This window comes from Streptomyces sp. NPDC002619, from assembly GCF_042889305.1.
Taxonomy (GTDB): Bacteria; Actinomycetota; Actinomycetes; order Streptomycetales; family Streptomycetaceae; genus Streptomyces.
Genome location: NZ_JBIAQV010000020.1, coordinates 44819 through 65210 on the forward strand (window position 1 = coordinate 44819; position 20392 = coordinate 65210).

Annotated in this window: 20 protein-coding genes and 1 tRNA gene; 13 read left to right on the forward strand and 8 right to left on the reverse strand. The window is 69.2% G+C overall.

The annotated features are described in order from the left end of the window. Nucleotides 1–4: 4 nt before the first annotated feature. The 7 genes from ACFYXB_RS27355 (at nucleotide 5) to ACFYXB_RS27385 (ending at nucleotide 5736) form a co-directional block, all read left to right on the forward strand. Nucleotides 5–75, forward strand: a tRNA-Gln gene (locus ACFYXB_RS27355). Nucleotides 76–200: 125 nt separating this feature from the next. Next, entirely contained in the window at nucleotides 201–1649 is a 1449-nt protein-coding gene (glmU, locus tag ACFYXB_RS27360) for a bifunctional UDP-N-acetylglucosamine diphosphorylase/glucosamine-1-phosphate N-acetyltransferase GlmU (protein WP_389586811.1), read from the forward strand. Nucleotides 1650–1787: 138 nt separating this feature from the next. Beyond that, a complete protein-coding gene (locus tag ACFYXB_RS27365) occupies nucleotides 1788–2768 on the forward strand; it encodes a ribose-phosphate diphosphokinase (RefSeq protein WP_389586813.1) in 981 nt (326 codons plus the stop codon). Nucleotides 2769–2985: 217 nt separating this feature from the next. Beyond that, a complete protein-coding gene (locus ACFYXB_RS27370) occupies nucleotides 2986–3585 on the forward strand; it encodes a 50S ribosomal protein L25/general stress protein Ctc (RefSeq protein ID WP_389586815.1) in 600 nt (199 codons plus the stop codon). Nucleotides 3586–3782: 197 nt separating this feature from the next. Further along, nucleotides 3783–4385: an aminoacyl-tRNA hydrolase gene (pth, locus tag ACFYXB_RS27375; RefSeq protein WP_389586817.1), complete on the forward strand. Its 603-nt coding sequence runs from the start codon at nucleotides 3783–3785 to the stop codon at nucleotides 4383–4385. 53 nt (nucleotides 4386–4438) lie between these two features. Continuing rightward, nucleotides 4439–4942, forward strand: a complete 504-nt coding sequence (locus ACFYXB_RS27380) for a hypothetical protein (protein WP_389586943.1) — start codon at nucleotides 4439–4441, stop codon at nucleotides 4940–4942. A gap of 137 nt (nucleotides 4943–5079) precedes the next feature. Then, nucleotides 5080–5736: an LPXTG cell wall anchor domain-containing protein gene (locus tag ACFYXB_RS27385; protein ID WP_389586819.1), complete on the forward strand. Its 657-nt coding sequence runs from the start codon at nucleotides 5080–5082 to the stop codon at nucleotides 5734–5736. 69 nt (nucleotides 5737–5805) lie between these two features. Here the strand turns inward: ACFYXB_RS27385 and ppc are convergent, their stop codons facing one another. Further along, nucleotides 5806–8547 (reverse strand): phosphoenolpyruvate carboxylase, encoded by a 2742-nt coding sequence (gene ppc, locus ACFYXB_RS27390; protein WP_389586821.1) that lies wholly within the window; start codon nucleotides 8545–8547, stop codon nucleotides 5806–5808. 312 nt (nucleotides 8548–8859) lie between these two features. Between ppc and ACFYXB_RS27395 the strand changes: the two genes are divergently transcribed. Further along, on the forward strand, nucleotides 8860–9867 hold the full coding sequence (locus tag ACFYXB_RS27395; protein WP_351344632.1) for a fatty acid desaturase: 1008 nt from the start codon (nucleotides 8860–8862) through the stop codon (nucleotides 9865–9867). Continuing rightward, nucleotides 9864–10541 carry a TetR/AcrR family transcriptional regulator gene (locus ACFYXB_RS27400; protein WP_351344634.1) on the forward strand — a complete coding sequence of 226 codons (678 nt, stop codon included), beginning with the start codon at nucleotides 9864–9866 and terminating at the stop codon, nucleotides 10539–10541. Before ACFYXB_RS27395 ends, ACFYXB_RS27400 begins: the two co-directional genes overlap by 4 nt. Here the strand turns inward: ACFYXB_RS27400 and ACFYXB_RS27405 are convergent. Continuing rightward, complete coding sequence (locus tag ACFYXB_RS27405; RefSeq protein WP_389586824.1) at nucleotides 10538–10897, reverse strand: VOC family protein; 360 nt, start codon at nucleotides 10895–10897, stop codon at nucleotides 10538–10540. The genes ACFYXB_RS27400 and ACFYXB_RS27405 overlap by 4 nt on opposite strands. 2 nt (nucleotides 10898–10899) lie before the next feature. Beyond that, a complete protein-coding gene (locus tag ACFYXB_RS27410; protein WP_389586826.1) occupies nucleotides 10900–11712 on the reverse strand; it encodes a trans-aconitate 2-methyltransferase in 813 nt (270 codons plus the stop codon). Between the two features lie 119 nt (nucleotides 11713–11831). Here ACFYXB_RS27410 and tamR point away from each other — a divergent pair, with 119 nt between their 5' ends. Beyond that, nucleotides 11832–12329 (forward strand): MarR family transcriptional regulator TamR, encoded by a 498-nt coding sequence (gene tamR, locus ACFYXB_RS27415; protein WP_351344643.1) that lies wholly within the window; start codon nucleotides 11832–11834, stop codon nucleotides 12327–12329. 80 nt (nucleotides 12330–12409) lie between these two features. Here tamR and ACFYXB_RS27420 read toward each other — a convergent pair whose 3' ends face one another. Further along, nucleotides 12410–13183 carry a LuxR C-terminal-related transcriptional regulator gene (locus ACFYXB_RS27420; RefSeq protein ID WP_388502024.1) on the reverse strand — a complete coding sequence of 258 codons (774 nt, stop codon included), beginning with the start codon at nucleotides 13181–13183 and terminating at the stop codon, nucleotides 12410–12412. 259 nt (nucleotides 13184–13442) lie between these two features. Between ACFYXB_RS27420 and ACFYXB_RS27425 the strand changes: the two genes are divergently transcribed. Beyond that, entirely contained in the window at nucleotides 13443–13898 is a 456-nt protein-coding gene (locus tag ACFYXB_RS27425) for a GNAT family N-acetyltransferase (protein WP_389586829.1), read from the forward strand. Here ACFYXB_RS27425 and galK read toward each other — a convergent pair. From galK to galT, 3 genes are read right to left on the reverse strand one after another with little or no spacing between them, the layout of a single operon-like run. Then, entirely contained in the window at nucleotides 13891–15045 is a 1155-nt protein-coding gene (gene galK, locus ACFYXB_RS27430) for a galactokinase (protein ID WP_389586831.1), read from the reverse strand. The genes ACFYXB_RS27425 and galK overlap by 8 nt on opposite strands. Then, a complete protein-coding gene (gene galE, locus ACFYXB_RS27435; RefSeq protein ID WP_351344655.1) occupies nucleotides 15046–16023 on the reverse strand; it encodes a UDP-glucose 4-epimerase GalE in 978 nt (325 codons plus the stop codon). Next, entirely contained in the window at nucleotides 16020–17081 is a 1062-nt protein-coding gene (galT, locus tag ACFYXB_RS27440) for a galactose-1-phosphate uridylyltransferase (protein ID WP_389586833.1), read from the reverse strand. The genes galE and galT overlap by 4 nt, the downstream gene beginning before the upstream one ends. 180 nt (nucleotides 17082–17261) lie before the next feature. Between galT and ACFYXB_RS27445 the strand changes: the two genes are divergently transcribed. Together ACFYXB_RS27445 and ACFYXB_RS27450 are read left to right on the forward strand one after the other, a co-directional pair. Then, complete coding sequence (locus ACFYXB_RS27445) at nucleotides 17262–18980, forward strand: sodium:solute symporter family protein (RefSeq protein ID WP_389586835.1); 1719 nt, start codon at nucleotides 17262–17264, stop codon at nucleotides 18978–18980. Between the two features lie 21 nt (nucleotides 18981–19001). Then, nucleotides 19002–19334, forward strand: a complete 333-nt coding sequence (locus ACFYXB_RS27450) for a hypothetical protein (protein ID WP_389586837.1) — start codon at nucleotides 19002–19004, stop codon at nucleotides 19332–19334. 151 nt (nucleotides 19335–19485) lie between these two features. On the opposite strand, the gene ACFYXB_RS27455 is transcribed toward ACFYXB_RS27450, so the two are convergent. Further along, nucleotides 19486–20184, reverse strand: coding sequence for a LuxR C-terminal-related transcriptional regulator (locus ACFYXB_RS27455; RefSeq protein ID WP_389586839.1), 699 nt, complete (start codon nucleotides 20182–20184; stop codon nucleotides 19486–19488). Between the last annotated feature and the right edge of the window lie 208 nt (nucleotides 20185–20392).

The window sequence follows — 20392 nt, forward strand, 5'->3', positions numbered from 1 at the left end:
ATTATCCCGGATCGTCTAAAGGTAGGACAAACGGTTTTGGTCCGTTGAATGAGGGTTCGAGTCCTTCTCCGGGAGCAATGCTCAGTTCGGGTCCTGAACGGCGATAACACCGTCAGGACCCGCTCCCATGTCCCCCACGAAACGCCCCGGTATCCTGCGGATGTCACCCCCCCACCCGTCCAAAGCCGAAGGGCAACCCCGTGAGCGCCATTCGCCCGGCAGCCGTCGTCGTTCTTGCAGCGGGTGAGGGCACCCGTATGAAGTCGGCCACACCGAAGGTCCTGCACGAGATCTGTGGTCGTTCCCTGGTGGGCCATGTGCTCGCCGCCGCACGTGAGTTGAACCCCGAGAACCTGGTCGTCGTCGTGGGGCACGCCCGCGAGGCGGTCACCGCGCACCTCGGTGGGATCGACCCGCAGGTGCGGACCGCCGTGCAGGAGCAGCAGAACGGCACGGGGCACGCCGTACGGATGGCTCTGGAGGAGTTGGGCGGCAGCGTCGACGGGACCGTGGTCGTCGTGTGCGGGGACACCCCGCTGCTCACCGGTGAGACGCTCAAGGAGCTCGCGGCGACGCACGACGGTGATGGCAATGCCGTGACCGTGTTGACCGCCGAGGTGCCGGATGCGACCGGTTATGGGCGGATCGTGCGGGACGGTGCTTCCGGTGCCGTGACGGCGATCGTCGAGCACAAGGACGCGACCGATGCGCAGCGGGCGATCCGGGAGATCAACTCGGGGGTGTTCGCGTTCGACGGGCAGTTGTTGGCGGACACGCTCGGGAAGGTGCGGACGGACAACAGTCAGGGTGAGGAGTACCTCACGGATGTGCTGGGGATTCTGCGCGAGGCGGGGCATCGGGTGGGGGCGTCGGTTGCGGGTGATCATCGGGAGATCGCCGGGATCAACAACCGTGTGCAGTTGGCGGAGGCGCGTCGGCTTCTCAACGACCGGCTGCTGACCGAGGCGATGCTGGCGGGTGTCACGATCGTCGATCCGGCCACGACGTGGGTCGATGTGACCGTGTCGTTCGAGCAGGACGCGGTCGTGTATCCGGGTACGCAGTTGTGCGGTTCGACGCATGTCGGTGAGGGTGCGGAGGTCGGGCCGAACAGCCGGCTGACGGACTCGCACGTGGGTGCGGGGGCGCGGGTGGACAACACGGTGTCGGACGGTGCGCGGATCGGTGAGCGGGCGTCCGTGGGGCCGTATGCGTATCTGCGGCCCGGTACCCGTCTCGGGGTCAAGTCCAAGATCGGTACGTACGTGGAGACGAAGAACGCGTCGATCGGTGAGGGGACGAAGGTTCCGCATCTGTCGTATGTGGGGGACGCGTCGATCGGTGAGTACACGAACATCGGTGCGGCGAGCGTGTTCGTGAACTACGACGGGCAGGACAAGCACCACACGACGGTGGGTTCGCATTGTCGTACGGGTGCGGACAACATGTTTGTGGCTCCTGTCACGGTCGGGGATGGTGCGTACACCGCTGCGGGTTCTGTGATCACGAAGGATGTGCCGCCCGGTTCGCTGGCCGTGGCCCGTGGTCAGCAGCGGAATATCGAGGGTTGGGTGGGTCGTAAGCGTCCGGGGAGTGCGGCCGCGAAGGCGGCGGAGGCAGTGTCCCGGCCGGGTGAGGCCGAGGGCTGACCGGAAACGGGTGCGCCTAACACGGCGTACCGTGATAAGTGCACACTCGCACCCCACCAGCTGCTGTTACGGCTTCTCGCGGCCTGTCGAGAGGTTGTTGGACACCCAGCTGAGACACACCTCTGAGGAGACAGTGCTGTGACCGGGATCAAGACGACCGGCGAGAAGAAGATGATGTTCTTCTCCGGCCGCGCCCACCCCGAGCTTGCCGAGGAGGTCGCCCACGAGCTGGGTGTCGGGGTTGTCCCGACGAAGGCCTTCGACTTCGCGAACGGCGAGATCTATGTCCGCTACCAGGAGTCGGCGCGTGGTGCGGACTGCTTCTTGATCCAGAGCCACACGGCTCCGATCAACAAGTGGATCATGGAGCAGTTGATCATGATCGACGCGCTGAAGCGTGCGTCGGCGCGTTCGATTACCGTGATCGTGCCGTTCTACGGTTACGCGCGGCAGGACAAGAAGCACCGCGGGCGTGAACCCATTTCGGCGCGGCTCATCGCCGATCTGATGAAGACGGCGGGTGCGGACCGGATCCTCACGGTCGATCTGCACACGGACCAGATCCAGGGCTTCTTCGACGGTCCGGTGGACCATCTGTTCGCGCTGCCGCTGCTTGCGGACTACGTGGGCAGCAAGGTGGACCGGGACAAGCTGACGGTCGTGTCGCCGGACGCCGGCCGGGTGCGGGTGGCGGATCGCTGGTGCGACCGGCTGGGTGCGCCGCTGGCGATCGTGCACAAGCGGCGTGACAAGGACGTGGCGAACCAGGTGACGGTCCACGAGGTCGTGGGTCAGGTCAAGGGCCGGGTGTGTGTGCTGGTCGACGACATGATCGACACGGGCGGGACGATCTGTGCGGCTGCGGACGCGTTGTTCGCGCACGGTGCGGAGGACGTGATCGTGACGGCGACGCACGGTGTGCTGTCGGGTCCGGCGGCGGACCGGCTGAAGAACTCGCGGGTGGGTGAGTTCGTGTTCACGAACACGCTGCCGACGCCGGGTGAGCTGGGCCGGGATCTGGACAAGCTGACGGTGCTGTCGATCGCGCCGATGATCGCGAGTGCGGTGCGTGAGGTGTTCGAGGACGGTTCGGTGACGAGCCTGTTCGACGAGCAGTGAGGTTCGAGCAGAGAGGTTTCTGCACAGGCGCCGCCGGTAGCCGCTGAAGATCCTTTTGGGTACGGCCTCCCCCTCCGAGTAGACTGCTGAAGTTGCTCGGCGAGGGAGGCCGTACCCGTTTCACGCGGGTGTGGCGGTCCGTTATCGACGCGCTCTTCGTAGCAGGCCGTTCGTGGCCGGGTGACCACGTCCGTTTCTACCTCTACGAGGAGTGATCATGTCCGAGGTGAAGATCGCCGCCGAGACGCGCACCGAGTTCGGCAAGGGTGCCGCCCGCCGCGTCCGCCGTGAGAACAAGGTTCCGGGTGTCCTGTACGGCCACGGTTCCGACCCGCTGCACCTGACCCTCCCGGGCCACGAGCTGCTGCTGGCGCTGCGCACGCCGAACGTCCTGATCTCCCTGGACATCGACGGCAAGACCAACGAGCTGGCGATCCCGAAGTCCGTGCAGCGCGACCCGATCAAGGGCTTCCTGGAGCACGTCGACCTGCAGCTGGTCAAGCGCGGCGAGAAGGTCACGGTCGAGATCCCGGTGCACACCGAGGGCGAGCTGGCCCCGGGTGGCAACCTGCTCGAGCACGTCCTGAACGCACTGCCGGTCGAGGCCGAGGCCACGCACATCCCCGAGGCCGTGACGGTGTCCGTCGAGGGTCTGGAGGCCGGTGCCTCGATCCACGCCAGGGACATCGTGCTGCCGGCCGGTGCGACGCTGGCCGTCGAGGAGGACACGGTCGTCCTGCAGGTGCTGGCCGCGCAGGCGGAGGAGGCGCCGGAGGGTGAGGCCGTGGAGGGCGAAGAGGCTGTCGCCGAGGCGTGATCCTCTTTCGGCCTCGGCTGTCGTGACGTCCGTTTCCCGGGCGCCCGGAGTTGCAGGCTGTACCCACCGTCCCCCCACTCTCGGCTTCGCCCGAGCGGGGGGACCCCCATCGCCCTGCGGAACGACTGCCCACAGCAGTCGGCAAGACTGTCAGCCGCCGTTCCCTCTCAGGAGCGGCGGCTGCCGCATAAGGAGATATGGACGTGACCACCGCCGCCAACGCCCCGTGGCTGATCGTAGGCCTGGGTAATCCTGGGCCCGAGTACGCGATGAACCGGCACAACGTCGGGTTCATGGTGGCCGATCTGCTGGCCGGGCGGATCGGGGGGAAGTTCAAGCGGGCCGGTAAGGCTCAGGCTCAGGTCGTCGAGGGGCGGATCGGTCCGCCGGGGCCGGCGAACCGGCGGGTGATCCTGGCGAAGCCGATGTCGTTCATGAACCTGTCCGGCGGTCCGGTGAACGCGCTGAAGGACTTCTACAAGGTGCCGGTGGCGAACATCGTCGCGGTGCACGACGAGCTGGACATCGACTACGGGACCCTGCGGCTGAAGCTGGGCGGCGGGGACAACGGGCACAACGGGCTGAAGTCGATGACGAAGGCGATGGGCGCGGACTATCACCGGGTGCGGTTCGGGATCGGTCGGCCTCCGGGTCGTATGCAGGTGGCGGACTTCGTGCTGAAGGACTTCTCGTCGGCGGAGCGCAAGGAGCTGGACTACTTCGTGGACCGGGCGGCGGACGCGGTGGAGTGTCTGGTGATCGAGGGGCTGGAGCGGGCGCAAAGCTCGTACAACTCCTGACTTGTCCGCCCGCTGGTTCCGGTCGGAGTTGACCGGCTGTGGGGGCATGGCGAATGATCCCGGCCATGCCTGCCACTGCCACCTCGTCCCGTCAGGCCCCGGTCGCCGCGCTGCGGTTCGGGCGGTTCGCCGCGATGGGTGCGGTCGCCCTGCTCATTCTGGTCGCGGGGGTGTGGGGTTCCTGGAGGACCGCGCAGCACGTGATGCTGACGAAGGGCCGGGAGAGCGGGACGGTCGAGGTGACGCGGTGTGCGCAGGACCTGTGCTCCGGGCCGTTCACCCCCGTCTCGACCGGCGCGCGGGCGCGGGCGAGTGTGGAGATCGCGCGCTCGGTGGCGGTGCGCAAGGGGCAGACGTACTCGGTGGTGGTGAAGCCGGGTACGGAGGAGGTCGTACGGTCCGGTCCCGCGGGTGTTCTGTATGCCTGGGTTCCGCTGGGCGGGGCGTTGTTGCTGGCCTCGGTCGTGGTGGCGGGCGGGTTGCGGCTGACGCGGGTGGCGTGGGTGCTGGCGGGGTCGGGGGCGGTCTTGTTGACGGTGACGTTCCTGGCGCTTTGAGCGGGTGTGTGCGCCGGCGTGTTGTGGAAGATCCGTGTGTTGCCTGTCCGTGATTGACCTGGGCCGCGCCGGGGGCTCGAAGCTGAGCCGCCCCCTCCACATCTTCCTCGTTCGTTCCTCGAAGATGGATCTGCCTCATGCGTACCCTCTTTCGCGCCGGCGTGTTGACCGCCGGGCTCTCGGCCGCGTTTCTGCTCGCTCCGGCCGCCCATGCGAGTGCCCCCGGTGACAACGGCACCGTGAAGATCCACGATGCCTCGACCGGCGAGGAACTGCGCCGGAACGAGCCGCACGTGTGCACGTTCTACCTGGACGCCTTCGGCTTCGACGGCGGGCAGGAGGTGGACTGGCACATCGAGGCGTGGGCTCCGACGGCGAGCGTCAAGGGCGAGACGGTGAAGTCGGACAAGATCGCTCTGGACGCCGACGGTCATGGCCGTACGGAGGATCTGTCGCTGCCGGACGGGCACTACAAGCTGTTCTGGAACTTCGACGGCGAAAAGGGCGCCGCGAAGCAGAAGGTGTTCTGGACGGACTGCGCCGCGGATTCGGAGGGCGGTGGCGGTACGTCGTCTCCGTCGGCGTCGGCGAGCGAGTCGGCCGCTCCGTCCGCTTCCCCGACCTCCGGCGCCGGCGGTTCGGCTGCCCCGTCCTCCTCCCCGTCGGCGCAGGGCGGCGGTTCGGGCGACCTGGCCGAGACGGGCAACGGCGCGCCGGTGGGTGTGCTGTCGGCCGTGGCGGCGGTGCTGCTGGGTGCGGGCGGTTATCTGGTGGTCCGGCGGCGCCGGGCCTGAGCAGCGACATGTCGGTGCCCCCGTGCTCGTACATGGCACGGGGGCACCGGTGTGTCTGGGCGGACGCGGTCAGCCGGTGTTGCGCAGGCCGGCGGCGACGCCGTTGACGGTGAGGAGCAGGGCGCGGGAGAGCAGCGGGTCGGGTTCGGCGCCGGTGGCGGCCTCGTCGCGCTGGCGCTTGAGCAGGGTGACCTGGAGGTAGGAGATGGGGTCGAGGTAGGCGTCGCGGATGGTGAAGGTCTGCTTCAGGACGGGCTGGGCGTCGAGGAGTTCGGCTTCACCGGTGATGCGCAGGACTTCACGGACCGTGAGTTCGTGTTCGGCGCGGATGGTGTCGAAGACGTGCTTGAGGTCGTCGGGGACGAGGGTGTCGACGTAGTGCTGGGCGATCCGCAGGTCCGTCTTCGCGAGGGTCATCTCGACGTTGGAGATGAAGTTGCGGAAGAAGTGCCACTGTTCGTGCATCTCGGCGAGGACGGTGTCGAGGCCGGCCTCGCGCAGGGCCTTGAGGCCGGAGCCGACGCCGTACCAGCCGGGGACGATCTGGCGTGACTGGGTCCAGCCGAACACCCAGGGGATGGCCCGCAGTCCGTCCAGACCCGCGCCCGAGTCCGGCCGCCGCGAAGGCCTGGATCCCAGGTGGAGGTCGGCGAGCTGGTCCACCGGCGTGGAGGCGAAGAAGTAGGCGGGCAGGTCGGGGTCCTCGACGAGCCTGCGGTAGGAGGCGTGGGCGGCGTCGGAGACGACGTCCATGGCGGCGTCCCAGCGGGCGAGGGCCTCGACGGACTGGCGGGGTGCGGTGTGCAGGGCGGAGGCCTGCAGCGTCGCGGCGACGGTGAGTTCCAGGTTCTCGCGGGCCAGGGACGGCACGAGGTACTTGTCGGAGATGACCTCGCCCTGTTCGGTGACCTTGATCTCGCCTTCGAGGGTGCCCCAGGGCTGGGCGAGGATGGCGTCGTGGGAGGGGCCGCCGCCGCGGCCGACGGTGCCGCCGCGGCCGTGGAAGAGGCGCAGGCGTACGCCGTAGCGGTGGGCGACGTCGCGCAGGCGGCGCTGGGCGCGGTGGATCTCCCACTGGCTGGTGGTGATGCCGCCGAACTTGGAGGAGTCGGAGTAGCCGAGCATGACCTCTTGGACGTCCCCGCGCAGGGCGACGAGGCGTCGGTAGGAGGGGTCGGCGAGCATGCTCTCGAGGATGGTGTCGGCGGCCTTGAGCTCGTCGGTGGTCTCCAGGAGGGGCACGATGCCGATCTTCGCCCAGCTGGCGTGGAGGTCGATGAGGCCGGCCTCGCGGGCGAGGACGGTGGCGGCGAAGACGTCGTCGGCGCCCTGGCACATGGAGATGATGTACGACTCGATGACCTCGGGTCCGAAGACTTCCAGGGCCTGCTTGACGGTCTGGAAGACGCCGATGGTCTTGGCGCCGGCGGCGTCGACGGGTGCCGGGGTGGGGGCGAGGGGCCTGCGCGAGCGGAGTTCCTTGGCGAGGAGCCGGGTGCGGTAGTCGCGGGGCATGTCGGCGTAGCGCCAGGATTCCTCGCCGAGGCGGTCGAAGAGCTGGCCGAGGGCGTGGTGGTGGGCGTCGGCGTGTTCGCGTACGTCCATGGTGGCGAGCTGGAGGCCGAAGGCAGCGAGGGTGCGGATGGTGCGGCCGAGGCGGCCGTCGGCGAAGAGGCCGCCGCGGTGGGCGCGCAGGGAGGTCTGCAGGAGCCGGAGGTCGGCGAGGAGTTCGGCGGTGCCGAGGTAGTCGCGGCCGGTCTCGTGGGGGGTGCCCTTGGCGAGGCGGTGCTTGGTGTTGGTGAGCTTCTGCCGGATGCAGGTGGCCTTGAGGCGGTAGGGCTCTTCGGCGTTGAGGCGCTTGTAGCGGGGGCTGATCTCGGGGAGGAGGTCGAGGTCGGTGCGCAGGGATTCGAGGAGTTCCTCGGTGGCTCCGGTGTAGCGGATGGAGTTGGAGAGGAAGCCGCGCAGTTCGTCGATGGTCTCCAGCGCGTCGTTGATGCCGTGTTCGTGCTGGAGGATGAGGACGTCCCAGGTCACTTCAGGGGTGACATTGGGGTTGCCGTCGCGGTCGCCGCCGATCCAGGTGCCGAAGGTGAGGGGGCGGGTGTCGTCGGGGAGCTTGACGCCGACGCGTTCGAGTTCCGCGGTGAGGTCCTCGAGGACGTCGCCGACGGCGCCGGCGTGGAGTTCGTCGAGGTAGTAGATGGCGTTGCGGGCCTCGTCGGCGGGTTCGGGGCGTACGACGCGCAGTTCGTCGGTCTGCCAGACGAGGTCGATGTTCTCGGCCAGGCGGGTGTCGTGGCGGCGGCGGTCGGCCTCGATGACGGGGGTTTCGAGGAGTGCGGCGATGCGCCGGAGCTTGTTGAGGACGGAACGGCGCGCGGCCTCGGTGGGGTGTGCGGTGAACACGGGGCGGACGTTGAGGTGGTAGACGGTCTGCCGCAGGTGTTCGGGGTCGGCGTCCTTGAGGCGGTCGGCGGTGCGGGCGAGGAGGCCGCCCTCGACGGCGCGGCGGGCGCGGGCTTCGCGGCCGCGGTGGACCTGTTCGGTGACGTTGGCGAGGTGGAAGTAGGTGGAGAAGGCACGGACCAGCTTGGCGGCGGTCTCCAGTTCGGTGCCGCGCAGCAGCTCGGCGGCGGCTTCGCCCTCCTCGCGAGTGAGTCGGCGAACCTTTTCGACGAGTTCGAGCAGTTCGGGGCCCTCCTGCCTCACGAGGGTCTCGCCGAGGAGGTCACCCAGTCGCCTGATGTCGGCGCGCAGCTCGCTGCTGTTCGTCGTGGTCCGGGTAGTCAGGTCGTCGGCACTGCTCACAGGTGCGGCTCCTTGCAGTGTTGAAGCTCGTCCGGGAGGGAACCCGGTTGTTGGCCGCGCGGCGGCTGCCGCATACGGGCCGGACATCCGGGAAGAAAACAGAGCGGACCGCGCTGTCCGACCGACTCCAAGGATAGGTGTCCATGTGGACGCGCTGGCTCACGGGCTCTTGCCGCCGTTCGGCACGCTGCCATACTTACGTCGCCGTAGGTTACGCAACCGTAGGCAAGATGTGCTGGAGTCCCGCTCGGTTCCGTGACCCGGTACCCGGCTCGACACCCCCGAACACCCTCGACCCTCCAGGGGACGCCCATGACCACCGGATCCGATGTGATCGACGACGCCCCGCAGCCGAGCGACACCCCTCTTCCGTCCGCCACGCTGGGCGGTGAGCAGAAGGGCTCGATCGAGCAGATCGCGCTGCTGCTGTTCATCACCGTTCCGTTCCTCGCGCTGCTGGCCGCGGTGCCGTTGGCGTGGGGCTGGGGGGTGAGCTGGCTCGACCTCGGTCTGCTCGTCTTCTTCTACTTTCTCGGATGCCACGGCATCACGATCGGTTTCCACCGCTATTTCACCCACGGTTCGTTCAAGGCGAAGCGGCCCCTGAGGATCGCGCTGGCGGTCATGGGTTCGCTGGCGGTGGAGGGGCCCCTGGTGCGCTGGGTGGCCGATCACCGCAAGCATCACAAGTTCTCCGACGCGGAGGGTGACCCGCACTCGCCGTGGCGGTTCGGGGAGACGCTTCCGGCGCTGATGAAGGGCCTGTGGTGGGCGCACATCGGCTGGCTGTTCGACGAGGAGCAGACCCCGCAGGACAAGTACGCGCCGGATCTGATCAAGGACCCGGCGCTCCGGATGATCTCGCGCCAGTTCGTCCTGTGGACGGTGGTGTCGCTGGCGGTGCCGCCGCTGGTGGGCGGGCTGGTGACGATGTCCTGGTGGGGCGCGTTCACCGGGTTCTTCTGGGGATCACTCGTACGGGTGGCGCTGCTGCACCATGTGACGTGGTCGATCAACTCGATCTGTCACGCGGTCGGCAAGCGGCCGTTCAAGTCGCGGGACCGTTCGGGCAACGTGTGGTGGCTGGCGGTCCTGTCGTGCGGTGAGTCCTGGCACAACCTGCATCACGCCGACCCGACGTCGGCGCGGCACGGTGTGATGCGCGGCCAGGTGGACTCGTCGGCGCGGTTCATCCGCTGGTTCGAGCTGTGCGGCTGGGCGTACGACGTGCGCTGGCCGTCACGCTCGCGTATCGATTCCCGCCGTAACGACGGGGAAGGCGATTCGCGGCGCGGGGCCAAGGCCGCGAGCGCGGCATGATTGACGGCGTGGCGACCGATCCCAGCAGTACCCCCAGCACCGAGAAGCCGAGGCGCGCGCGCCGCACCCGTATGACCGGTGCGGAGCGCCGCCAGCAGCTGCTGGAGATCGGTCGCACCCTCTTCGCGGCGAAGGGGTTCGAGGGCACGTCGGTGGAGGAGATCGCGGCGAAGGCCGGGGTGTCCAAGCCGGTGGTGTACGAACATTTCGGCGGCAAGGAGGGGCTGTACGCGGTGGTGGTGGACCGTGAGATGCGGCGGTTGCTGGACATGGTGACCGGCTCGCTGACGGCCGGCCATCCACGTGAGCTGTGCGAGCAGGCGGCGTTCGCGCTGCTCGACTACATCGAGGAGTACACGGACGGTTTCCGCATCCTGGTCCGTGACTCCCCCATTCCGCAGTCGACGGGTTCCTTCGCCTCGCTGATCTCGGACATCGCCACCCAGGTGGAGGACATCCTGGGCCGCGAGTTCAAGAGCCGCGGTTTCGATCCGAAGCTGGCTCCGCTGTATGCGCAGGCGCTGGTCGGGATGGTCGCGCTGACCGGTCAGTGGTGGCTGGACGTGCGCCGCCCGAAGAAGGCGGAGGTGGCCGCGCACCTGGTGAACCTGGCGTGGCACGGGCTGGACGGCCTGGAGCCGAAGCCGCGGCTGATCGGGCACCGCAAGGCCTAGCGGGGTTCCAGGAACTCGAGGCGGTTGCCGACGGGGTCGGCGCAGTAGAAGCGTTTGTGTCCCGGCAGGTCGTCGTCCCAGGTGACGGGGGCGCCGTGGGCTTCGAGGCGGGCGGCGTACGCCTCGATGTCGGTGACCCTGAGTCCGGGGTGGGCCTTTTTCGCGGGCCGGAAGTCGTTCTCGATGCCCAGGTGGAGCTGTACGGGGCCGGCTTGGAACCAGCAGCCGCCGCGGGTGGCGAGTACGGGCGGCTTGGGGATCTCGGTCATGCCGAGGGCGCCACTGTAGAAGGGGCGCAGCAGGTCCTCGGACCCCGGCGGGGCGGCGAGCTGGACGTGGTCGACAGCGGCGAGCATCGTCAGGCCTCCTTCACGGCCACGGCGAAGAGTCTGCGGAAGGGCAGGACGGTGCCGTACCCGGTGCTCGGGTAGGCCTCGCGCAGCAGATCCCGGTATTCGGCGACGAAGGCGTCCCGCTCCTCGGGGTCGTCGGCAAGGGCGGTGAGCGCGGGCCGCAGTCCGGTGCCCTTGACCCAGTCGAGGACGGGGTCCTCGCCCGTCAGGACGTGGAGGTACGTCGTCTCCCAGACGTCGGTGGCGCAGCCGAGGCGGGCGAGCCGGTCGAGGTAGACGGCGGGCTCGTGCACGGAGTCCTCGCGGCGCAGGACGTCGCCGAGGCGGGGCTTCCAGCGGGGGGTGGCGGCGAGTTCGCGCATCAGGGCGTGCAGGGGTGCGTCGATGTTGTGGGGGACCTGGAAGGCGAAGGTGCCGCCGGGAGCGAGGCCGTCGAGCCAGGCGGCGAGGGCGTCGAGGTGGCCCGGCACCCACTGGAGCGCGGCGTTCGACACGATCAGGTCGTACGTCGCGGTCGGCGCCCAGGAGCGCAGGTCGGCGTGGGCGAAGCCGAGGCTGCCGCCGCCCGGGGTGGGTCCGGCGTGCTCCACGAGGGCCTTGTCGAGCATGGCGGGCGAGTTGTCGTACCCGGTGATGTGTGCGGTGGGCCAGCGGTCGGCGAGGTGGGCGGTGACGTTGCCGGGGCCGCAGCCGAGGTCGGCGATGCGGGGCGGGTCGCCGGGCAGGGGCGGGACGCGGGCGAGGAGGTCGGCGAAGGGGCGGGCGCGGTGACCGGCGTGACGGAGGTACTGGGCGGGGTCCCAGGTCGGTGAGGTCATGTCATCCACTTTCCCAAAGAATTTATCTCGACATCAAGAGACTTGACATCAAGGGAGTTAGTCCCGAAAGACTCCACTTCAAGAGACTTCATGTCGACACAACCACTACACTGATCGTCATGGAGGACGAGGTCGATCGGCTGGTCGCTGCGTGGCGCCGGGAGCGCCCGGACCTCGACGTGGAACCGCTCGAGGTGCTGAGCCGGGTGAGCAGACTGGCCCGGCATCTGGACCGGGCGCGTCGGCTGGCCTTCGCCGAGCACCAGCTGGAGCCCTGGGAGTTCGACGTGCTGACCGCGCTCAGGCGCGCGGGATCGCCGTACCAGCTCTCGCCCGGGCAGTTGCTGACGCAGACCCTCGTCACCTCGGGCACGATGACGAACCGCATCGACCGGCTGGCCAAGAAGGGCCTGGTGGAGCGGCTGCCCGACCCGAGCGACCGGCGCGGCGTGCTGGTCCGGCTGACCGAGGAGGGCCAGGACCGCGCGGACCAGGCCCTGGCCGGCCTGCTGGAGCAGGAGCGCGCGATCCTCGCGGAGCTCTCCCGAGCCCAGCGCACCGAACTGGCGGGTCTGCTACGCCAGTTGACCGCCCCGTTCGACAACATCCCCGGCTGAGGCCCTGCCGGGCGGGCCCTGCCTCGGACGCGGAGCCCGACAGGCACGCCCCCACGCTCGGCTTCGTTCGCCGGCGTCGATCAGGCGCTGTTCGTTTCCTCCGGCCTGATCCGCCCGGCAGGGCCCAGGTCGACCGGCCCCACCCCGGCGCGGCGTGCCAGGGCGACCGCGGCGAGAGTGGAGTGGACGCCCAGTTTGCCGAGGACGTTCTGCATATGAGTGCGCACGGTGTGCGGGGAGAGGAACAGCCGCTCGGCGACCGCCTTGCGGCCGAGCCCGGCAACCATGCAGCGCAGCACCTCCCGCTCACGCGGCGTCAGCGACTCCACGAGCCGTTCGCTCTCGGTGCGGTGCTTGCGGGCCGCCGTCAACTCCCGCAGCACACCGGTGAGCAGCGCGGGCGGCAGATGCGTCTCGTCGCGCAAGATACCTCGGATGACGTTGAGCAGCCGGGACAGCGAGCAGTCCTTGGCGACCCAGCCCGAGGCCCCGGCCTGCAGCGCGAGGGCCGCGCGCCGGGGGTCGTCCTTCTCGGCGAGGACGACGGTCCGTACGCCGGGCTGCGACGAACGGACGCCCGCGACCAGCGAGATGCCGTCGACGAGGCCCTCCTCGTTGCCCTCGCGCACCGGCACGGCCGGCCGGGCGCCGTTGAAGTGACCGCCCAGGTCGGCGTCGACGAGCAGGACGTCGAAGCGGCGCCCCTCCGTGGCCGCACGCTCCAGGCAGCGCAGCGCGGCCGGACCGCTGCCGGCCGCGGACACCTCGACGTCGGGCTCGGCCGCCAGGGCCGCGGCGAGCGACTCGGCGAAGATACGGTGGTCGTCGACGACCAGGACTCGAATGCGAACCATGAAACCCCCTTCCCCAAGCCCTCGATGAGCCGGGGACACCGCAAGGTCCTTATGAACAACGACCGGGCGCGGAGACGACACCCACGGATGACGGAACCGCACGGCCGCCGCCATGCAGAGACTGCTACCCCACCGCGGGCGTCGTACCCGCTTGACTCGCCCCCTGATCAGCACCGGCCCCCACCGGCGCTGCTCATCAGAGTACGGACGAGGGCCCGGAGCGGAAGCCGATTTACAGAACTGGTCGTCCGGCGCGTTTATGGTGTGTCGCATGTTTCGTATTGAGGCAGAAGTCGACAAGGCGAGGCGCGATCTTCTCCGTTCCCGGCTGCGGCACACCAATACAGCCGCGTCGCCCGTGCTGCGCGCCCTGCGCGGAACCCCGGGCGAACGGGAACTCCCGCTCCACGTATGGGCGTCGGACTCGACCGGGGAACTCGCGGGCGGCCTCGTCGGCCACACCTGGACGACGTGGCTTCATGTGACGTACCTGTGGGTCGACGACCGCCACCGCGGCTCGGGCCTGGGCTCCCGCCTGCTCGCGACGGCCGAGCACATGGCCCGCACCGAACGCGCCTGCCGGTCCGCCCGGGTGGAGACCTGGGACTTCCAGGCACCGGAGTTCTACCGAAAGCAGGGCTACGAGGTGGTGTGCGTGATCCCCGACTATCCGCCGGGGATCAAGGAGTACACGCTGACGAAGCGGCTCAGCTGACCCGCCGCGCCCCCGCCGAAGGCACCGCCTCGAACACTCGCGGTGCCGTGAAGTCCGCCGCCGCGAAGGCCTCCGTCACCGCCTTCGTGACCGTTTCCACGTCGGTCGCCTCGACCAGCACGATCGCCGAGCCGCCGAAGCCGCCGCCGGTCATGCGGGCGCCGAGCGCTCCCGCGGACAGGGCCGCGTCGACGACCAGGTCCAGTTCGGGGGCGGAGACGCGGAAGTCGTCGCGCAGGGAGGCGTGGCCCTCGGTCAGGACCGGGCCGATCGCCCGTGTGTCGCCCGACTCCAGCAGGGACACGACCCGCTCGACCCGGTGGTTCTCCGTGACGATGTGGCGGACCAGGCGCCGTACCTCCTCCTCGTCGCCGAGGCGGGCCAGCGCCTCGTCGAGGCCCTCGTACGGCACGTCGCGCAGCGCGTCCACGCCCAGCAGGGCCGCGCCCTTCTCGCAGCCGGCGCGGCGCTTGCCGTACTCGCCGCCGCTGTGGGCGTGCTTGACCTGGGTGTCGACGACGAGCAGGCGCAGGCCCTCGGCGGCCAGGTCGAAGGGGATCTGCTTCTGGGACAGGTCGCGGGTGTCGAGGAACAGGGCGTGGCCCGCCTGGCAGCAGGCGGACGCGGTCTGGTCCATGATGCCGGTGGGCGCTCCGACGTAGACGTTCTCGGCGCGCTGGCACAGGCGGGCCAACTGCCAGCGCTTGAGGCCGAGTTCGTACAGGTCGTCGAGGGCCAGCGCGACCACGACCTCCAGGGCCGCCGAGGACGACAGGCCGGCGCCGGTCGGGACCGTCGAGGACAGGTGGATGTCGGCGCCCGTCACCGTGTGGCCCGTCTCGCGCAGGGCCCAGACCACTCCGGCCGGGTACGCCGTCCAGTTCCGGTCGCTCCCGGGGGCGAGGGCGTCCAGGGCGAGTTCGACGACGCCGCCGTCGACGTCCGCCGAGTGCAGGCGCAGCACGCCGTCCGTGCGGCGGGAGACCGCCGCCGTCGTCACGTGCGGCAGCGCGAACGGCATGACGAAACCGTCGTTGTAGTCGGTGTGCTCGCCGATCAGGTTGACGCGGCCGGGCGCCGACCAGACGCCCTCCGGCTCGGCGCCGTACAAGTCGACGAAGACGTCCCGCACCTGCTGTGCCCCCACTTACCGCTCCTTCGCGATCTTCTGTGCGAACTCCCACGCGTCCGCGACGATCCCCGCGATGTCCGCGCGGGACGGGTTCCAGCCGAGCTTCTCGCGGGCGGCGTCGGCGGACGCCACCAGCACCGCCGGGTCGCCGCCCCGGCGCGGGGCCACGACCTCCGGGATCGGGTGGCCGGTCACCTGCCGCACGGTCTCGACGACCTGGCGCACGGAGAAGCCGTTGCCGTTGCCGAGGTTGCAGATCAGGTGCTCGCCGGGGGCGGCGGCCGTCAGCGCCAGCAGATGGGCCTGAGCCAGGTCCGCGACGTGGATGTAGTCGCGCACGCAGGTGCCGTCCGGGGTCGGGTAGTCGTCGCCGTAGACCGAGATCGCGTCGCGGCGGCCCTGGGCGACCTGGAGGACGAGCGGGATGAGGTGCGACTCGGGGTCGTGGCGCTCGCCGAACATGACATTTGAAGACGTGCCGTACGCGCCCGCCACGTTGAAGTAGCGCAGCGACACCGCGCCGAGGCCGTGGGCCACCGCCTCGCCGGTGATCATGTGGTCGACGGCGAGTTTGGTGGCGCCGTACGGATTGGTGGGCTTGGTGGGGGCCGTCTCGACGATCGGGACCCGCTCCGGCTCGCCGTAGGTCGCCGCCGTGGAGGAGAAGACGAGCCTGCGCACGCCCGCGTCGCGCATCGCGCCGAGCAGGGCCATCGTGCCGCCGACGTTGTTGTCCCAGTACTTCTCGGGCTTCACGACCGACTCGCCGACCTGGGAGGACGCGGCGAAGTGCAGCACGCCGTCGTAGGAGGAGTCGAGCCACTTGGCGGCGTCGCGGATGTCGCCCTCGACGAAGGCGGCACCGGCCGGGACACCCTCGCGGAAGCCGGTGGACAGGTTGTCGAGGACGGTGACCTCGTGCCCGGCCTCCAGCAGATGCTGGGCGACGACGCTGCCGACGTAACCCGCCCCACCCGTCACCAGGTACTTCATGAACTCGCTACCTCTCGCAGTCGCTCGGCCGCGCGCTCCGGCGGCACGTCGTTGATGAACACGCTCATGCCGGACTCGGAACCCGCGAGGAATTTCAGCTTGCCGGAAGTGCGGCGGATGGTGAAAAGCTCGAGGTGAAGCGCGAAGTCGTCCCGCGTCACACCGTCGAACTCCTCCAGCGTCCCGAACGGTGCCTGGTGCCAGGCGGAGATGTACGGCGTCGGAGGCTCACCCTCACCGAAAATACGGTCGAAGCGCTTCAAGAGTTCCAGATACACCTGGGGAAACTCTGTGCGCGCCGCCTCGTCGAGGCCGAGCAGATCGGGCACCCGGCGCTTCGGATACAGGTGGACCTCGTACGGCCAGTGCGCGGCGTACGGCACGAAGGCCGCCCAGTTTTCACTCTCAAGGACGACCCGCTCATCGGCGAGTTCGCGCTCCAGGACGGCCTCGAACAGATTCTCCCCGCCGGTCGCCTCCCGGTGGGCCGCGAGGGAACGGAGCATCAGCGCGGTGCGCGGGGTGGTGAAGGGGTAGGCGTAGATCTGGCCGTGCGGGTGGCCGAGCGTCACGCCGATCTCCTCGCCGCGGTTCTCGAAGCAGAACACCTGCTCGACGGAGGGGAGATGCGACAGCTCGGACGTCCGGTCGGTCCACGCGTCGAGGACGAGGCGCGCCTGCTCCTCGCTCAGGTCGGCGAAGGACGCGTTGTGGTCGGAGGTGAAGCAGACGACCTCGCAGCGGCCCGAGTCGCCGGCCAGCGAGGGGAAGCGGTTCTCGAAGACGACGACGTCGTACGACGAGTCCGGGATCTCGCTCAGTCTGTCGCCCTGGGTGGGGCACAACGGGCACTGGTCGGCCGGCGGGTGGTAGGTGCGGCCCTGACGGTGCGAGGCGATCGCGACCGAGTCGCCGAGCAGCGGATCGCGGCGGATCTCGGAGCTGGTGACCGTGGCCTCCAGCGGACGCCGGTCGACCGCGTCGCGGACGGTGTCGTCCCGCAGGTCGAAGTAGATCAGCTCACGACCGTCGGCCAACCGGGTCGAGGTCTTCTTCACGCCGGACACTCCTCTTCGCCCGCACCCAATCACACAACACAATCAAACATAACAGACCACAACTCCACAACACCTCCGACCATCACAATCAAACAAAGAACACCATCAGAAGTGTTCAACAACTGAACGCGGAGGCTTAGGTTCCGCTCTGGATCGGTTCATGCAACGAAGCGAGTACTCATGCACAACCCCCCATACGCGCCCACGTACCTGGCGGAGGGCCTGCGGCTCCCGACCAACGGGCTGGACTACACGATCCTGGCGATCTACTTCGTCGTCGTCCTCGGCATCGGCTTCGCGGCTCGCCGCTCGGTGAAGACCAGCCTCGACTTCTTCCTGTCCGGGCGCTCCCTGCCCGCGTGGATCACCGGCCTCGCCTTCATCTCCGCGAACCTGGCCGCCACCGAGATCCTCGGCATGGCGGCGAACAGCGCGCAGTACGGCGCCTACACCGTCCACTGGTACTGGATCGGCGCCATCCCGGCCATGGTCTTCCTCGGCCTGGTGATGATGCCCTTCTACTACGGCAGCAAGGTCCGCTCGGTCCCCGAGTTCCTGCTGCTGCGCTTCGACAGGGCCGCTCACCTGCTCAGTTCGATCCTGTTCGCCTTTGCCGCGATCCTGATCGCCGGTGTCAACCTCTACGCCCTCGCGATCGTCGTCGAGGCACTGCTGGGCTGGCCCCAGTGGGTGGCCATCGTCGTCGCCGGCTTCTTCGTGCTGGCGTACATCACCCTCGGCGGTCTGTCCTCCGCGATCTACAACGAGGTGCTCCAGTTCTTCGTGATCCTGGCGGCCCTCATCCCGATCACCGTGCTCGGCCTGAAGAAGGTCGGCGGCTGGGGCGGCCTCACCGACAAGCTCACCGCGACCCACGGCCACAACTTCACCACCGCGTGGGGCGGCACCGGCATCGGCAGCACCAACCCGCTGGGCGCGAACTGGCTGGCCATCGTCCTCGGCCTCGGCTTCGTGCTGTCCTTCGGCTACTGGACGACCAACTTCGCCGAGGTGCAGCGCGCCCTGTCCGCGAAGAACCTCTCCGCCGCCCAGCGCACGCCGCTGATCGCCGCCTACCCGAAGATCTTCATCGTCTTCCTGGTGATGATCCCGGGCCTGGTCGCCGCCGCTCTCGTCCCGAACTTCGGCAGCCCGGCCTCGGGTCTGCAGTACAACGACGCGATCCCCTACCTCATGCAGGAGCTGCTGCCCAACGGCGTGCTCGGCATCGCGGTGACCGGCCTGCTCGCCGCCTTCATGGCCGGCATGGCGGCCAACGTGTCGTCCTTCAACACCGTGTTCACGACGGACATCTGGGCCAAGTACGTCGTCAAGGACCGCGAGGACTCGTACTACGTCAGGTTCGGCCGCCTCATCACGGCGGTCGGAGTCCTCGCCTCGATCGGCACGGCGTTCCTGGCGTCCTCGTTCTCGAACATCATGAGCTACCTGCAGACGCTGTTCTCCTTCTTCAACGTGCCGATGTTCGTCGTGTTCATCGTCGGCATGTTCTGGAAGCGCGCGTCCGCCAAGTCCGGGTTCTGGGGCCTGCTGGCCGGCACCACGGCCGCGATGATCAACTACTTCGTCCTCTACAAGCAGGGCATCATCAGCATCCCCTCCGACCAGGGCGCAAACTTCGTCTCCGCGATCGCGGGCTTCGTCGCCGGCGCGGTCGTCATGGTCCTCGTGTCGCTCTTCACCAAGCCGAAGCCGGCCGAGGCCCTCCAGGGCCTGGTCTACGGCACCCTCCCCCAGTCTTCGACCGGGGGGACCCCCACCCCCGGCATGGCCGAGGCGCCCGCCGCGGGCGACGACGCCTGGTACCGCAAGCCGGCCCTGCTGGGCTGGGGCGCGGTGATCATCGCGGCCGCCTGCTACATCCCGTGCTCGTTCTGACCGCGGGAGAATTGAGAGACCATGACCGAGCACTCCGACCACACCGGTCACCCCAGCCCGTTCTCCGAGCAGGACGTCCAGCGGGAAGTCACCGAGCTGGAGCAGAAGTCCGCGACCGCCGCGCGCATCTTCGACCTGCGCCGCATCATCGGCGGCCTGTTCGTCCTCTACGGCATCATCGTCACGATCACCGGCATCACCGACTCCCAGGCCGCGATCGACAAGGCCCAGGGAGTCAACATCAACCTGTGGACCGGCATCGGGATGCTGCTCCTCGGGATCTTCTTCCTGGCTTGGCTGTGGCTGCGGCCCACTCCTGCGCCGGTTCCTTCGGAGGGGGCGCAGGGGGACTAGCCGTCAGCCCCGTCAAGCCTCGGGGTGTCGTGCCGCAGGGCGGCACGGGTGGGCGCGGCGGGTGGGCGCCGCGGCACACCGCAAACGCCGGGCCACGTGACCCACCCCCGCCCAGCACCGACACCGGGCGCCCCACACGGGGCCGGAGCCTTTATCGCTCCGGCCCTGTCTCCGTCTCCCGATAAGACCCCGAGTTGGACAGCGGGCCGGCGCGATCCAGCAGCCCCGTCCGCGCGGCCAGGGCGGCAGCCTCCAGGCGGGAGCCCACCCCCAGTTTCATCAGCACCCGTTGGACATGCGTCCGGGCCGTCGACGGGGCTATGCCCATGCCGGCCGCGATCAGGCGGGTGTCCTCGCCGTCGGCGACCCGGACCAGCACCTCCACCTCCCGCGGGGTGAGCATCTGCAGCAGGCGCTGGCCCTCGTCGTCGGGCTGGGCGGCGGGGTTGAGCAGCTCGCTGAATGCGCCCTGAAGGAGTTGGGGTGCTACGGCCGCCTCGCCGGCCCTGGCCTTCATGATCGCCCGCTCGACGCCCTCGATGCGCTCGTCGTGCCGTACATATCCGGACGCCCCGGCCGCGAAGGCCGCCGCGATCCCCCGCGGCGACGGCACCGGGCCCAGTACCAGGACCGCGACCTGCGGCCGCTCCCGCTTGATCCGCACCACCGGGTCGAAGACACCCGGTTCGGCCGGTGCCGCCGTACCCAGCAGGCACACCTCCGGCGCACGGGCGATCACCAGTTCCGCCGCGCCCGCGGCCGGAGCAGCCGCGGCGAGCACCCGGTGCCCACGCAACTTGAGCGCCGAGGCCAGCGCCTCGGCGAGCAACCGGTGGTCGTCGACCACCATGAGCCGCACTCCCACAGAGCAACCCCCCAGTCCCCCCAATGGATGCCCACTGGACCGCATGGACAGAGGGCCCCCCGGCACCCCCGCCTTTCATGCCCCCGGAAGCTACACGCTTGTTCGACGTTGCGCTGCCCCTACTGATGAGAAGTGCCCCGGATCGGAGGAATCTCTGGCTTTTTGGCCATTCGAGGGTGATGAGCGGTACGCG